13 protein-coding genes and 1 pseudogene are annotated in these 13858 nt (G+C 71.2%); 9 read left to right on the top strand and 5 right to left on the bottom strand.

The annotated features are described in order from the left end of the window. Positions 1–63: 63 nt before the first annotated feature. From JN350_RS20135 to JN350_RS19280, 4 genes are read left to right on the top strand one after another with little or no spacing between them, the layout of a single operon-like run. Positions 64–486, top strand: a complete 423-nt coding sequence (locus JN350_RS20135; RefSeq protein WP_275898027.1) for a cation:proton antiporter domain-containing protein — start codon at positions 64–66, stop codon at positions 484–486. Beyond that, complete coding sequence (locus JN350_RS08855; RefSeq protein WP_275898026.1) at positions 486–1751, top strand: cation:proton antiporter domain-containing protein; 1266 nt, start codon at positions 486–488, stop codon at positions 1749–1751. Before JN350_RS20135 ends, JN350_RS08855 begins: the two co-directional genes overlap by 1 nt. A gap of 52 nt (positions 1752–1803) precedes the next feature. Next, the gene (locus tag JN350_RS19285) at positions 1804–3390 is read left to right on the top strand and encodes an ABC transporter permease (RefSeq protein ID WP_240347656.1); all 1587 of its coding nucleotides are present in this window, start codon (positions 1804–1806) and stop codon (positions 3388–3390) included. A 27-nt stretch (positions 3391–3417) separates the two neighbouring features. Continuing rightward, entirely contained in the window at positions 3418–3705 is a 288-nt protein-coding gene (locus JN350_RS19280) for a hypothetical protein (RefSeq protein WP_111084562.1), read from the top strand. Positions 3706–3840: 135 nt separating this feature from the next. Here the strand turns inward: JN350_RS19280 and JN350_RS20780 are convergent. Further along, positions 3841–4311: pseudogene (locus JN350_RS20780) on the bottom strand (8-oxo-dGTP diphosphatase); the annotation flags it as partial. Here JN350_RS20780 and JN350_RS08845 point away from each other — a divergent pair. Further along, complete coding sequence (locus JN350_RS08845) at positions 4310–4660, top strand: tryptophan synthase subunit alpha (RefSeq protein WP_111084560.1); 351 nt, start codon at positions 4310–4312, stop codon at positions 4658–4660. The pseudogene JN350_RS20780 and the gene JN350_RS08845 overlap by 2 nt on opposite strands. 46 nt (positions 4661–4706) lie before the next feature. Beyond that, on the top strand, positions 4707–5597 hold the full coding sequence (locus JN350_RS08840) for an aminodeoxychorismate lyase (protein ID WP_205464248.1): 891 nt from the start codon (positions 4707–4709) through the stop codon (positions 5595–5597). A 109-nt stretch (positions 5598–5706) separates the two neighbouring features. Here the strand turns inward: JN350_RS08840 and JN350_RS08835 are convergent, their stop codons facing one another. Continuing rightward, positions 5707–6906, bottom strand: a complete 1200-nt coding sequence (locus tag JN350_RS08835) for an amidohydrolase (RefSeq protein ID WP_205464247.1) — start codon at positions 6904–6906, stop codon at positions 5707–5709. Between the two features lie 74 nt (positions 6907–6980). On the opposite strand from JN350_RS08835, the gene JN350_RS08830 reads away from it, so the two are divergent. Genes JN350_RS08830 through JN350_RS08820 form a run of 3 tightly spaced genes read left to right on the top strand, consistent with a single transcriptional unit; the run spans position 6981 to position 11031 of the window. Then, entirely contained in the window at positions 6981–8333 is a 1353-nt protein-coding gene (locus JN350_RS08830) for a Fic family protein (RefSeq protein WP_205464246.1), read from the top strand. Next, on the top strand, positions 8330–10501 hold the full coding sequence (locus JN350_RS08825; protein WP_205464245.1) for a S9 family peptidase: 2172 nt from the start codon (positions 8330–8332) through the stop codon (positions 10499–10501). Before JN350_RS08830 ends, JN350_RS08825 begins: the two co-directional genes overlap by 4 nt. Next, entirely contained in the window at positions 10498–11031 is a 534-nt protein-coding gene (locus tag JN350_RS08820; protein ID WP_205464244.1) for a cysteine hydrolase family protein, read from the top strand. The genes JN350_RS08825 and JN350_RS08820 overlap by 4 nt, the downstream gene beginning before the upstream one ends. Here JN350_RS08820 and JN350_RS08815 read toward each other — a convergent pair. Genes JN350_RS08815 through JN350_RS08805 form a run of 3 tightly spaced genes read right to left on the bottom strand, consistent with a single transcriptional unit; the run spans position 10974 to position 13818 of the window. After that, positions 10974–12659, bottom strand: a complete 1686-nt coding sequence (locus JN350_RS08815; RefSeq protein WP_205464243.1) for a CYTH domain-containing protein — start codon at positions 12657–12659, stop codon at positions 10974–10976. The genes JN350_RS08820 and JN350_RS08815 overlap by 58 nt on opposite strands. Further along, a complete protein-coding gene (locus JN350_RS08810; RefSeq protein ID WP_205464242.1) occupies positions 12656–13495 on the bottom strand; it encodes a hypothetical protein in 840 nt (279 codons plus the stop codon). Before JN350_RS08810 ends, JN350_RS08815 begins: the two co-directional genes overlap by 4 nt. After that, positions 13492–13818, bottom strand: coding sequence for a PadR family transcriptional regulator (locus tag JN350_RS08805; protein ID WP_205464241.1), 327 nt, complete (start codon positions 13816–13818; stop codon positions 13492–13494). Before JN350_RS08805 ends, JN350_RS08810 begins: the two co-directional genes overlap by 4 nt. Between the last annotated feature and the right edge of the window lie 40 nt (positions 13819–13858).

The raw sequence follows: 13858 nt of genomic DNA, 5'->3' as shown, positions 1-13858 counted from the left end.
GCTGTTCACCAGAGCTTCAGACTCGTTCAGATTCGGAACCATGCCGATGCGAGAATGAGTCCCATGGACACCGTCGAGCTCCTCATCCTGTTGGTCGGATCGCTCGCGGTGACCGGGTTCGCGCGGGCGAAGGGGCTCCCCGCTCCCCTGCTCGTGACGGCGGTCGCGCTCGCAGCGTCGTTCCTGCCGGGGCTCCCCGCGATGGAGATCGACTCCGAGGTGATCCTGACGGTGATCCTGCCGCCGCTGCTCTACTCGGCGGCGCTCGACGTGTCGTGGCAGAGCTTCCGCACGTCGATCAAGCAGATCCGGCGTCTCGGCATCTTCCTGGTCATCGTGACGGCACTCGTGGTCGGCGCGGTGGCCTACTTCCTGATCCCGGACATGACCCTGCCCGCGGCGATCCTGCTCGGTGCGATCGTCGCCCCGCCGGACGCCGTGTCCGCCGCCGCGATCGGTCGCAAGCTCGGGCTCCCCGCCGGGTGATGACGGTGCTGTCCGGCGAGAGCCTGATCAACGACGCAGCCTCCCTGACCCTGGTGCGCGTGTTCACCCTGATCATCGCGGGGACGTCGCTCACCGTCTGGCAGGACCTCGGCATCTTCGGCCTGGCGATCGGCGTCGGCCTGGCCGTCGGCATCGTGCTCGGTGTCGTCGTGCACTGGATCCGGATGCGCCTCAACGACCCCGTGGTCGAGACGATCATGAGCATCCTGCTGCCCTTCGTCGCCTACATCCTGGCCGAGGACCTCTCCGGTTCCGGCGTCATCGCGGTCGTCACGGCCGGCCTGTACATCGGCTACAACTCCCCGAAGGAGGGCTACGCCACCCGCCTGCAGGAGCGTCCGCTGTGGACCAGCATCGACGTCATCCTCGAGGGCTTCGTGTTCGCCCTGATCGGCCTGCAGCTCAACACCGTGGTGCAGGACCTGGTCGAGAGCGAGCGGAGTCTCGGCCAGACGCTCACCGCCGCGGCCGTGGTGCTCGGCGTCGTGATCCTGGTGCGGCCCCTCTTCATCTTCGAGTCGTACGTGCGCAACCGCTTCAACGGGCGATGGCTCCGTCCGCTGCGCATCAAGCTCTCCCGCGGCCACCCGTCGCTGCGGTGGATGCGCGGCACGGCCGAGCCGAAGCTCAACTGGCGCGAGCTCACCGTCATCTCGTGGACCGGCATGCGCGGCGTGGTGACCCTCGCCGCAGCGGTCTCCGTTGTCGCGAGCCCGACGCAGATCCCCGCGCAGGACACGATCTTCATCATCGCGTTCTTCGTGACCGTCGGCACCCTGCTGCTGCAGGGCCTGACGCTGCCCTTCGTCATCCGTGCGCTCAAGGTGCAGGACCCGGCCGAGGGCGAAGAGGACGTCCGGAGCGAGATGCGGCTGAACCAGCGCACCACCGAGGCCGCCATCGAGCTGCTCGAGAAGCGACGTCCGGACTGGTCGAAGCAGTACGGCGACGTCGCCGTCGACTCGGTGGTGAACCGGCTGAAGGCACGGCTCGAGCGACAGGTCGAGACCTTCCGCCAGGACGCCGAGGAAGAAGAGGTCGAGGAGCGCAACGCCCCGATGCGTCTGCGCGGCTCGCAGATCCAGGACATCCGGCGCGAGCTGCTCGACCGACGACGCGAGATCGTGCTCGAGGAGCGTGAGAAGGGGAACCTCGACGAAGAGGTCATGCGCCGCGTGCTCGTGACCCTCGACGCCGAAGAACTCGCGATGGACTCGGCGCAGGCCTCACGCAGCCGCTCCTGAGGGCCTCGGGCGTATCCTGGCGCTCCGATCGAGTACAGGAGCACAACGCCGAGTGAGCACGCCGCGGAACGACGTCCCGAAGAACAACGACACCCCGGACCGTCCCGGAGCGTCCCGGCCGACGTCGGCCCCGAAGCCACGCAGCACCCGCCCCTCGGCCCGTGGCACGAAGCCCCGCCGCGGTGCGAAGGTCGCAGGCTCCACGCGGGCTGCACCGCGTCGCCAGGCCCCCGTCCCGGAGCCACAGCAGCACGGTGCGTACCGCCGCTGGTACTCGACGTTGCACCCGTCGCTCCAGCTGATCGGTCTGCAGCTGTGGATGCCGCTGTTCTTCATCGTCGGCTTCTGCCTCTGCTACGTCTTCGCGTTCCACGCCCCGCACCCGCACGACGTCCCGATCGCGCTGATCGGCAGTGACCCGGCCCTCGTCGCCGCGGTGCAGAAGGCCTTGCCGGGCGAGTTCGTGTTCCACACCTACGACTCCCTGGCTGCGGCGAAGCGGGACGTGCTCGCCGGGTCGATGGCGGTTGCGTACGACCCGTCCACGAACGAGTTCTTCAAGGCGAGCGCACACCAGTTCCAGGTCGCGAGCCTCGTGCCGGCGACACTGAGCGCGGTGCTCACGGGCATCGGCGTCGCGACCCCGAAGACCACCGAGCTCGCTGCCCTGCCCGCGTGGGACGAGTACGGCACCGTCCCGATGTACGTCATGCTCGCCTGGTGCATCGGCGGCTACATGGTCGCGATGTTCATCGGGATCATGGGCGGTCCGCTCCGGCACCGCACCCGAATGACCGTCATCGTCGTCGGCGGCCTCGTCATCTCCCTGATCACGAACACCCTCGCCGGTCCGGTCGTCGGCGCCATCCACGGCCACTGGATCCAGCTCGTCCTCATCGCGTGGGGGTGGATCGTCGCGATCGGTCTCGCCGTCAACGGGCTGAGCTACTTCGTCGGCCGGTTCATCGCCGCACCCGCCATGATCTGCTTCGTGTTCCTGTCGATGCCGTCGTCCGGCGGGGCGTACCCGAAGTGGTTCATGCCGGAGCCGTTCGCCTGGCTCAACAACGTCGTCGTCGGGTCGAGCATGGTCGACATGATCAAACACCAGATCTACGGCGTCGGCCCCGGCCCGGCCCGCGGCCTGATCACGATGGGCTGCTACGCCGCGGCCGGCCTGGTGCTCATGTACTTCGGCAAGAAGTGGTGGGAACGGCGACGCATCCGCGCCATCGTCACGGGCCGGACGACCATGTTCCAGGACGCCAACACCGCCAACCGCGAGTTCCTGGGCAAGGAACGCGACGCCGAGCTCGAGCGCCACGGCCTCGAGTCCACCGAGACCGGCACCCTGAGCGTCCTGAGCGACGATGACTGGGAGGACGCCCGCGTCGGCGGCGACGTCTTCACGGGCGGCCGCGACGGCCTCGAGACCGAGACCACCCCCACCGGCCGCATCCCCGTGGTGCGGACCGGGGACCGCACCGGACCGGTGCAGCGGCCGGGAGGCGCGGGGACCGGACCGCGCACGCGTCCCGTCCCACGCACCGAGGGCTCCAGGGCACCGGCTCGGTCCGACACGTCGGCCCGCGTCGACACGTCGGACGAGCCGCCGCACGGCCGCCACGCGGACCGGTGAGGCGTCGGCGGCGCGTATCCTGGGGGCATGAACCCCCGCATCACCTGGCACCGCGTCCTCGTCACCGTCGTCGTCGTGCTCCTCGTGCTGACGGTCGGCTTCTACGTCGCGAGCATCGTGCTCGCACCCGCCGACGGCCGGAACACCGCCGGGCTCTTCGTCGGCTGGGCGATGTTCGCCATGGTCGGCGCGATCGTGTTCGGGATCATCGACTTCTTCGTCCGGCCCCTCGGCGGTCGCAGCGGCGACGCCGAGGTCATCGCCGCCGCCGAGGAAGCACGCACCGGCAGCACCCGCACGCAGCAGACCCGCTGACCCGCAGACCCGCAGACCCGCTCTACGCGGGTGACTCGACACCCGTCCCGGTGAAGCCCGCGACCGTCGCGTCGTCGTCGGCGAACGTGAAGCGTGCACGCACCGACCCCCGCGGAGCACCGCCGGCAGCCAGTACTTCGCGTCGTCCCACATCGCCTCGTAGGGGACGTCCGCGACGGGGATCCACCGCGGCTCGAGCTCGTCGGAGCCCGACGGGCTGCCCTGCCAGCGGCGGCACACGAAGACGTCCGAGACCTGGGACCAGGACGGCCGGTACGGGAACCGGTAGTCCAACGTGCCACGGGCCTCCAGGTCGACCGTCTCGAGACGCAGGCCGACCTCTTCGCGCACCTCGCGCACGGCGGTCTCGACCGCCGACTCACCGGGTTCGCGCTTGCCGCCCGGGCCGACCAGCCGGCCGGTGCCGAGGCCGCGGCGCTTCTCCCCGAGCAGGACCTCGGGTCCGCTCTCGCCGTCGCGCAGCAGGTAGACGACGACCACTCGGGGGTGTTGGGACTTGCTCTCGTCGCGCGGGGTCACCCGTCCAGTCTGGCCGAAGATGTGTCGTACGCTCTTCCCATGGCAGGCGTGCTGCGGGGGCACCATGGCTGAGCCCCGCAGGACCGGGCGCAGCCTCGAAGTGCTGCGCGCCGAGGCTGCCGAGGAGATCTCGATGCTCGTCGAGCACCGGAGCCGCCAGGGCGAGGACCCGTGGGAGTTCATGCCGACGCTCCCCACGGTCGACGAGCAGGTCGTGCTCATCCTGCGGGCCGACGCGGTCGACCTCGACGCCGCGATCGGCAAGCGGCACGCCCAGTGGTCGATGCACCCCGCGTCCGGTCAGGGCACCGTCCTCGGCGAGGAGTACCACCGGTTGCGCCGGATCGCGCTGCAGCACCCCGAGTTGACGCCGGCGGTGTGGAAGCTCATGGGCGCGCTGCCCGACGCGAGCTGACGTCCACGCACAACGTGCGCGGACGCACGTGCGGTTGGATGGGCGCATGACCGAAACCGTGCTCGCGATCCTCAACCAGCCCTCCCGCGACGCCGCGCCGCACGACCCCGCAGCGGACGCCTTCACCTGGGCGAAGCCGCTCGAGGAGCACCTGCAGGTGCAGGACCTCGGCATCACCCGGGGCGACGGCGTGTTCGAGACGATCACGGTGGTCGACGGTCGTCCGCAGGCCCTCGAGGCGCACCTCGACCGGTTCGGCCGCTCCGCCGCGATGCTCGACCTGCCCGCGCCGGACCCCGACGCCTGGCGGCAGGCGATCGAGGCCGTCTGCGCCCGGCTCGACCCGGTCCGCGAGGCCTTCGCGAAGACCGTCCTGACCCGTGGCGTCGAGGGCACCGACCGTCCGACCGGCTGGGTGTACGCCGCGCCGTCCGTCGACTCGACCGCCGCGCGCACCGAGGGCATCTCCGTCGTCGTGCTGGACCGCGGCTACCGCCACGACGTCGAGCGCACCTCGCCGTGGCTGCTGCAGGGCGCGAAGACCCTGTCGTACGCGGTCAACATGGCCGCCCTGCGCGAGGCCGCCCGGCGCGGTGCCGACGACGCCCTGTTCGTGTCGAGCGACGGCTACGTGCTCGAGGGCACGCGCGCCAACCTGATCCTGAAGGTCGGCGACCGGCTCGTCACGCCGCGCACCGACATCGGGATCCTGGCCGGCACCACCCAGGCCGACGTCTTCCGCTTCGCCGAGCAGCAGGGCATCGAGACCGCCTACGAGCTCGTCACGCTCGCCGACCTGCAGGCTGCGGACGCACTCTGGCTCGTGTCGAGCGTCCGGCAGGCGGCGCCGATCCGCTCCGTGAACGGCGACGCCCGTGCGATCGACGCGGACCTGACGGACCGCATCAACGAGTTCCTGCTGGCACGCGAGGTCTGAGCCGGCCGGGTTCGCCGGCCGTCACCATCCAGCGCCCCCGGCGCACGGACTGGAGGCCCGGATCGCGACGTGCAGGCACGTCGCGATCCGGGCCTGGCGGCTCTCCCCGCTACCAGCGCGGGGTGGTGACGCCGACGCCGTCCGTCCACTCGAAGACCTGACGGCCGTCGATCCAGACGCGCGTCGCGCGACTGGTCGCGTCGAGCGGGTCGCCGTCCCAGAGCACGAGGTCCGCGTCGTGGCCCACGGCCAGCCGACCGACCCGGTCACCGAAGCCCAGGAACTCGGCCGGGTTGACGGTGAGCGCCTCGAGCGCGGTCTGCGCGGGCAGACCCTCCTTCACCGCGGCCGTGGCCTGGTCGACGAGCATGCCGATCGGCACGACGGGGGCGTCGGTGGTGATCGCGACCCTGACGCCTGCGGCGGCGATGGTGGCGAGGTTCGGGATGCCTCGGTCACGGAGCTCCACCTTCGAGCGGCTCGTGAACAGCGGGCCGTAGATGACCGGGATGTCCTTCTCGGCGAGCAGGCTGGCGATCTTGTGCGCCTCGGTGCCGTGGTTCACGACGAGTCGGTACCCGAACTCCTCGGACAGCCGGATGGCGGTCGCGATGTCGTCGTGGCGGTGGGTGTGCTGGTCCCAGACGAGTTCGCCGTCGAGGACCCGGACGAGTGCCTCCTTCGACAGGTCACGCGCGAACGGCTCACCCTTCGCGGCGGCGGCGTCACGGGCGGCGCGGTAGTTCTGGGCCTCGACGAAGGCGTCACGGATGATCTTCGCGACGCCCAAGCGCGTCGACGGCGTCTGGCCCTTGCCGCCGTACACGCGCTTCGGGTTCTCGCCGAGCGCGCTCTTGATGCTCACCGAGTCCGAGATGAGCTGTTCGTCGACGGTGCGCCCGCCCCAGGTCTTGATGGCGACGGTCTGGCCGCCGATCGGGTTGCCGGACCCCGGCTTCACGACGATGCTCGTGATGCCCCCGGCGAGCGCGTCGCGGAAGCCCTCGTCGTCGATGTCGATCGCGTCGATCGCGCGGACCCCGGCCATGTTCGGGCCGGTCATCTCGTTCGTGTCGTTGCCGGCCTCGCCGTTCGCCTCCTCGTGGATGCCGACGTGACCGTGCGACTCGACGAACCCGGGGACGAGCCAGGCACCGGCTGCGTCCACGACGGTGATTCCCGGGGGCGGTGTGACGTCCGGGCCGATCGCGGTGATGCGGCCGTCCTCGACGACGACCGCACCGCCGTCGAAGGCGGGAGCGGAGACGGGGACGACGTGGGCACCGGTGATCGCGAAGGAGTTGCTCATGCCACCAACGCTACGCGGACCGGCGAAATACGAATTCCTGGCATCGGGCGTCCGGGAGTCCCTACGCTCCCGGCATGGTGCATCGGAACGAGACCCCGGACGTCCACGACGGCTCGACCGCGCTCGACGGCAAGACCGCGCACAGCGGCGTGCTCGTGCACCGCGGATGGCCCGTGCACGGCAGCGCGGAGCGTCCGTGGCGCAGCGCCCGCCGGGGGTCCCGTGCCGACCGGATGACCACGTCGGTCCGGGTGTCGCTGCCACCGAGGATCGCTCGTGCTCGGTGGGTGCCCGATGCCCGGACCGAGGCGCTGCTCGACCGCGCGGCCACGGCGCTCCGGTCGCTCGACGTCCACCACGGTTCCCGGCTCGCGCCCCTCGGGTCGGTGATCGGTCGGACCGAGGCCGTCGCCTCGTCGCGGATCGAGGACGAGTCCGCGTCACTCGACGACTGCGCCCGAGCACTCGTGGGCATCCGCGCGAACCCGAGTGCGACCGTCGTCGTCCGCGCCGCCGGGGCGATCGAGGGGTTGGTCGCGGCAGCGGACACGGGCGTGATCACCGAGGCCGCGCTGCTCGAAGCGCACCGGCTGCTCCTGCGCGACGACCCGGTCGACGGGCGGTACGCCGGGCGCTACCGCAGCGTCCAGAACTGGATCGGTGGCGGTGACACCCCGCGGCTGGCGACGTACGTCCCGCCGCCGCCGGAGCTCGTCGCGCCGCTCATGACCGACCTGTTCGCGTTCCTGCACCGGACGGACCTGCACCCGATCGCCCAGGCCGCGATCGGGCACGCCCAGTTCGAGTCGATCCACCCGTTCACCGACGGCAACGGCCGGATCGGACGGGCGGTGATCAGTGCCGTGTTGCGGCGGCGAGGTGTCACGACGACGGTGACCGCGCCGATCGCCACCGCGCTCGCAGCTGATCGGGGCCGGTACTTCCGGCACCTCGAGCGGTACCGCGACGGGCTCGTGGACGCCCTCGTGGCAGACGTCGCGATCGCCATCGGCACCGTGTGCGACGAGGCGACCGTGACCGCCCTGCTGCTCGACGAGCACGCGGCCGACCGGATGGCGGGTCCGTGTGCCACGAGTCCCCACGCGGTCGTCGGGCGGGCGCTCTCCGACGACCCGGTCCTGACCGAGGCCCGACTGCAGGACCTCCTCGCCGGTGTCGACGACGGACCGGTCGACGACGACCTGGCCGGCTCCGTGGCCGCAGACCTCGTCCGCGCCGGAGTACTGCGTCCGGTCACCGAGCGGCGGCGTGACCGCGCCTGGGTCGCACCGGCCGTCGCGGACGAGCTCGAGGCCTTCGAGCAGCGGGTTCGCGCGGGGTGGCCGGGCGGACGCGGTGCGACCGATTCCGGGCGGCGGCGTGACGCCCGGCTCGTTACGGGCCGTGCGCATAGGGTGGGACGGTGAGCACCGAGCACTCCCAGGCCACCCCGCCCACCGCCGCCAAGCGGCCCGTGACGCGGACCCACCACGGCATCGACTTCGTCGACGACTACGAGTGGCTGCGTGACAAGGACTCGCCGGACACCCTCGCCTACCTCGAGGCAGAGAACGCCTACACCGACGCCGCCACCGACCACCTCGCCCCGCTGCGCGACCGCGTCTTCGCCGAGGTCAAGAACCGTGTGCAGGAGACCGACCTCTCGGTGCCGGTGCGGATGGGCGACTGGTGGTACTTCACCCGCACGGCCGAGGGCAGCCAGTACGGCGTGCACTGCCGCGCGCCGATCGCCGGTGCCAACGACTGGACCCCGCCGGCCGTCGTCGAGGGCGAGTCGACCCTCCCCGGTGAGCAGGTCGTCCTCGACGGCAACGCCCTGGCCGACGGCCACGAGTTCTTCTCCCTCGGCACCTACGACATCAGCGATGACGGCACCCGCCTGGTCTACGGCATCGACGTCGAGGGCGACGAGCGGTACACCCTGCACGTGCGTGACCTGGCGTCCGGCACCGACCTCGGCGACGCCATCCCGAACACCGGGGCCGGCGCGACGTTCGACCCGGCTGGCCGGTACGTCTTCTACCCGACGGTCGACGAGTCGTGGCGTCCGGACAAGATCTGGCGGCACGCCGTCGGCACGGCGGCGTCCGACGACGTCCTGGTCTTCGAGGAACCGGACGACCGCTACTGGGTCGGTGTCGGCGTCACCCGGTCGTCGCAGTACATCGTCATCGAGCTCGGGTCGAAGATCACGTCCGAGGCCCTGGTGCTCGACGCCGCCGACCCGACCGGCGAGTTCCAGGTCGTGTGGCCGCGACGCGACGGCGTCGAGTACGAGATCGAGCACGCCATCGTCGGCGGCAGCGACCGGTTCCTGGTGCTGCACAATGACGGTGCCGAGAACTTCGAGCTCGTCGACGTCCCCGCCGACGACCCCACGTCCGAGCGCGACCGCCGGGTCGTGGTGGCGCACCACACCGAGCGCCGCATCGAGTCCGTCGACGCCTTTGCCGGGCACCTCGCGCTCGAGTACCGCTCCGAGGCGCTCCCCCGCATCGCGATCATCCCCATCGAGGGTGACGGGTACGGCGACGCGCACGAGGTCCCCTTCGACGAAGCACTGTTCTCGGCCGGCCTCGGCGGCAACCCCGAGTGGGACCAGCCGACGCTCCGCATCGGGTTCACCTCGTTCGTCACCCCGTCCGAGGTCAGCGACCTGGACCTGGCGACCGGCCAGGTGACGGTCCTGAAGCGCCAGCCGGTACTCGGCGGCTACGACCCCGCCGACTACGCCCAGGAGCGCGACTGGGCCACCGCGTCGGACGGCACCCGCGTGCCGATCTCGCTCGTGTGGCGCCGCGACGCCGTCGACGCGGACGCCCCCTCGCCGCTCCACCTGTACGGCTACGGCTCGTACGAGCACTCCATCGACCCGGGCTTCAGCGTCATGCGCCTGTCGATGCTCGACCGCGGCGTCGTCTTCGCCGTCGCCCACGTGCGCGGTGGCGGCGAGATGGGCCGGCACTGGTACGAGAACGGCAAGACCCTGACGAAGAAGAACACGTTCACCGACTTCGTCGCGGTCGCCGACCACCTGATCGAGTCCGGCCGCACCACCGCGGACCGGCTCGTGGCCGAGGGCGGCAGCGCCGGCGGGCTCCTGATGGGTGCGGTGGCGAACATCGCGCCGGACCGGTTCGCCGGGATCGTCGCCGCGGTGCCGTTCGTCGACGCGCTCACGAGCATCCTCGACCCCGACCTGCCCCTGACCGTCATCGAGTGGGACGAGTGGGGCGACCCACTGCACGACGCCGAGGTCTACCGCTACATGAGCGAGTACACCCCGTACGAGAACGTCCGCGACGACGTGCAGTACCCGCGGATCCTCGCCGTGACGTCGATCAACGACACCCGTGTGCTCTACGTCGAGCCGGCGAAGTGGACCGCGAAGCTGCGCGAGGTCGGGGCGCCGGTGCTGCTGAAGACCGAGATGTCCGCGGGCCACGGCGGCGTGAGCGGGCGGTACGCCTCGTGGAAGGAGCGGGCGTTCGAACTGGCTTGGCTGCTCGACGTGCTCGGGCTGGCAGACGAAGAGCCCGCGCCCGCGAGCGCCGCGCCCCTCGCACTCGGATGAGCACTGCCCTGCTGGTGATCGACGTCCAGGCCGGGGTGGTCCGCTCCTGCCTCGACGCCGACGCCGTGGTCGCACGTATCCATGCCCTCGTCACGCGAGCTCGGTCCGAGGGGGTCCCCGTCGTCTGGGTGCAGGACGAACAGGACTTCCCGTACGGCACCGACGACTGGCAGCTCGCGGGCCCGCTCGTCCGCGATGTCGCCGAGCCGGTCGTGCGCAAGACCTACCGGGACTCGTTCGTCGACACGGACCTGCGTGCTGTGCTCGACGGGCTCGACGTCACGCACCTCGTGATCGTGGGGGCGCAGACGGACTACTGCGTCCGCACCACCGCGGGGCGAGCGGCGGCTGACGGGTACGACGTCTCACTCGTCGCCGACGCCCACACGACGACCGATGCCCAACACGACGGCGTCACGGTGCCGGCGGTGCACGTCATTGCCCATACCAACATGTACTGGTCGGGGCTGCGCTACCCGGGTCGGCGGTTCCGGGTGCCGGAGTCTGCGTCGGTCGACTTCGGCGGCTGAGCGCCACGCTCTTCGTGAGCAGGGATGGTCCGCTGCCCGCAGGCAACCGACCATTCCTGCTCACCAAGCGAACGCCCGCGGCGAAGCGCAGCGCACGGCTCACACGCGGTTGAGCGCGTGCACCGCCTCGTCGTAGGACTCCTCGGCCAGGCGCACCCGGTCCCCGCGAGCACGCCGTACCCGAACGTCCCCTCGCCACCGCGTTCGGCGATCGCCGCGTTGGTCCGCAGCGCATCGAGGGCGTGCAGCGACCGGACGCGCTCGGTCAGTACATCGGCCGCGCTACCGATCCGCTTCCAGAGTGCGTGCGGGAACGCGTCGTCGCCGAGGACGTCCATCGCCATCCGCGCCCGCATCGTGCCCTGCCAGGCGGCTTCGGTGGTCGCACGGTCAGCGGCCTCGCGCTCGGCGGCGGTGTCCGAGGTGTCGTCGGCGACCGCGGCCCGGACGAGCTCGCGGATGTGCGGCTTCACGACGGCACCGACGTCCTGTGCGACCTTCTTCGGCGAACGGAGCGACCACTCGGTCGGGGTCGGTCGTTCGACGGCGTCGTCGAGCGCGTCGAGCAGTTCGAGGAACGGCTCGCCGTGCACGAACGCGACGACGTCCCGCACCGACTGGTCGCGACGCTCACGGGTCGACGCCAGGATGCGTTCGCGGGTCATCGAGTCGACCAGGTCGTCCTGCGCCGGGGTCGACGCCCGCGGCAACCGGTCGACCAGGTACTCGTTGAGTGCTGCGCGCGCGGTCACGGCAGCCAGGCCATCGGCCGCCTCTGCGGCTCGGTCGACGGCGTCGCCGGCGGCGAACGCCGGACGGTACGCATCGAGGATCGAAGCGATCTCGAGGGCGGTCTCAGCCGTCTGCCGGAGGTCGGCCGCATCGCCGGCGCGGAGGCGCGATTCCTGGCCGAGCAGCGCAGCGCGCAGCTTCCGCAGCCGCTTCGCGAGGACGCGCGCGGTCGTGCCCTTGTCCGGCTTCTCCTCGGTCTGGAGGCGCGGTGCCGGTGCTCCTGCCAGCCCGCGTGCCAGCTTGGACGCGACAGCGGCGGGGCCGGCGCCGACGGCCGCGAAGCGCCCGTCGAGGGCCGCGAAGAGCTCGTGCGCGACCTGCGGGTCGACGTCGGCGACGGCCTCGACCTCGACCTCGCGCCAGGTGCGCGGCGTTTCGGGAGCGTCGTCGTCGAGGCGCTGCGCGGTCACCTGGTCGTCGGCGAGTTCGGCGACCTGGTCGCCGTCCTCGTCGAGCAGGCGGGTGACGGTGCGAGTGGTCGTGATGCGGACCACGGGGCGCAGGCCACGGCCGCGGCGCTCGGTGAAGAGCGCCGCGAGGACCTCGGTCGGAACCGTGTCAGCGTCGTCGGTCAGCGCGAAGTGCTGCTCGTGGCGGACCGTGTCCGACTCGGAGCGCTTGATGTGCCACCCGGCATCGGGACCGCCGGTCCGGCGCCGGACCGTGACGCGCGCCGCCACCAGGTCGTACCGCTCGGTGTCCCAGTACGTCGCATCGAGCTCGAACGGCTCCTGGTGCTCGGTGCGGAGGATGCCACCGGCGCCGACGAGGTCGGGCAGGGCACCGCCCTCTGGCAGGTCGTAGGTGCGCTCGATCTCGAGGTGGGTGTCACTCACACGGTCTTGTCTACCAGGGCTTCGCCGTGCGCCTCGACCACCGCTGGCGCATCTGTGGAGAACCGTGACGCCACCACGGCTCCGACGACGGCGACCAGGAACGGGACGAGCTGCCCGATCCACGACACCAGTGCCATGGCGGAGTACGGGATCCCCGAGCCGTTCGCTGCTTCTGCGAGCGGGAACACCAGCACGGCAGCGACGACGGGCAGGACGAGGAGCAAGTACGTCCATACCGGTCGGTGGAGCACCACGAGCCAGACCGCGAGCAGCCCAGCCGCGATGACGCCGACCTGGACCGGGGCGTACACGGGGACGTTGAGCGAACCGGTCGTGATCGCCCACCACACGGCGGCGATGGCGAACACGGCAACAGCGCCGAGGACCCGGCGGCGGCGCGCGACGTCCGACACCAGGAGGACGCTCGTTGCGACAGCGGCGCCCGGCACCACCGCGAGCCCGATCCCGACCATGTCGAAGACCGGACGCGCCTCGGGCAGACCGTTGTACCGCTGCAGGAGCGCGAGGACGCCCACCGAGACGACGAAGGACAGGACCGCGAGCGCGATGAGGACCGGGATCGTGCGGATGGTGTGCGGTGCAGAACGGACGGGTGTCGGCAGTGCGGTCATGGTGTTCCCCCAGGTGGAACGGTGGCCGGCGCGTCGGTGGAACAGCGCCGTGGTGAAGGCGCCGAACGCGAGTGCGGTCGGCGAGAGGTCGAATTCATGGGCATCGCGGACGTCGGCGAGCCACTGCTCGCGGCGGGCGGCGCGGTGTGCTGCGGGCGAGACCGCGACCGCGACCCCCACGAGCACCCGGTCGAGCGCGCTCACGAGGTCACCGGCCGGTGGGCCGAGCGAGCCGGACGAGCAGGCGTCGCGGCGGACGGACGCGCCGCGACGAGGTCGCGTGCGGCGTCGACCCCGTCGGGCGTGAACTCGTAGAGCCGACGGCGCGGCCCGGGGCGGTCGGTCTCGTCGTCCCACGACGACGTGATCCACCCCTGCCGCTCGAGTCGTTCGAGGATCGGGTAGACGGTGCCGGCGTGGCGCCCGGTGGTCTTGATGACGAGCAACCCCCATGCCGGGCCGTCGACGGTCAGCAGTGCGTCGAGCACGTCGAGCGTCGGGGCGGTGATGCGTTGGATCGGATCCATGCGGCTTAACCTAGCTATATCGGATAAGCACGTCAAGGGC

The sequence above is a fragment of the Curtobacterium sp. 24E2 genome (assembly GCF_016925595.1).
GTDB lineage: Bacteria > Actinomycetota > Actinomycetes > Actinomycetales > Microbacteriaceae > Curtobacterium.
This window is presented reverse-complemented; position numbering and strand designations above follow the sequence as displayed.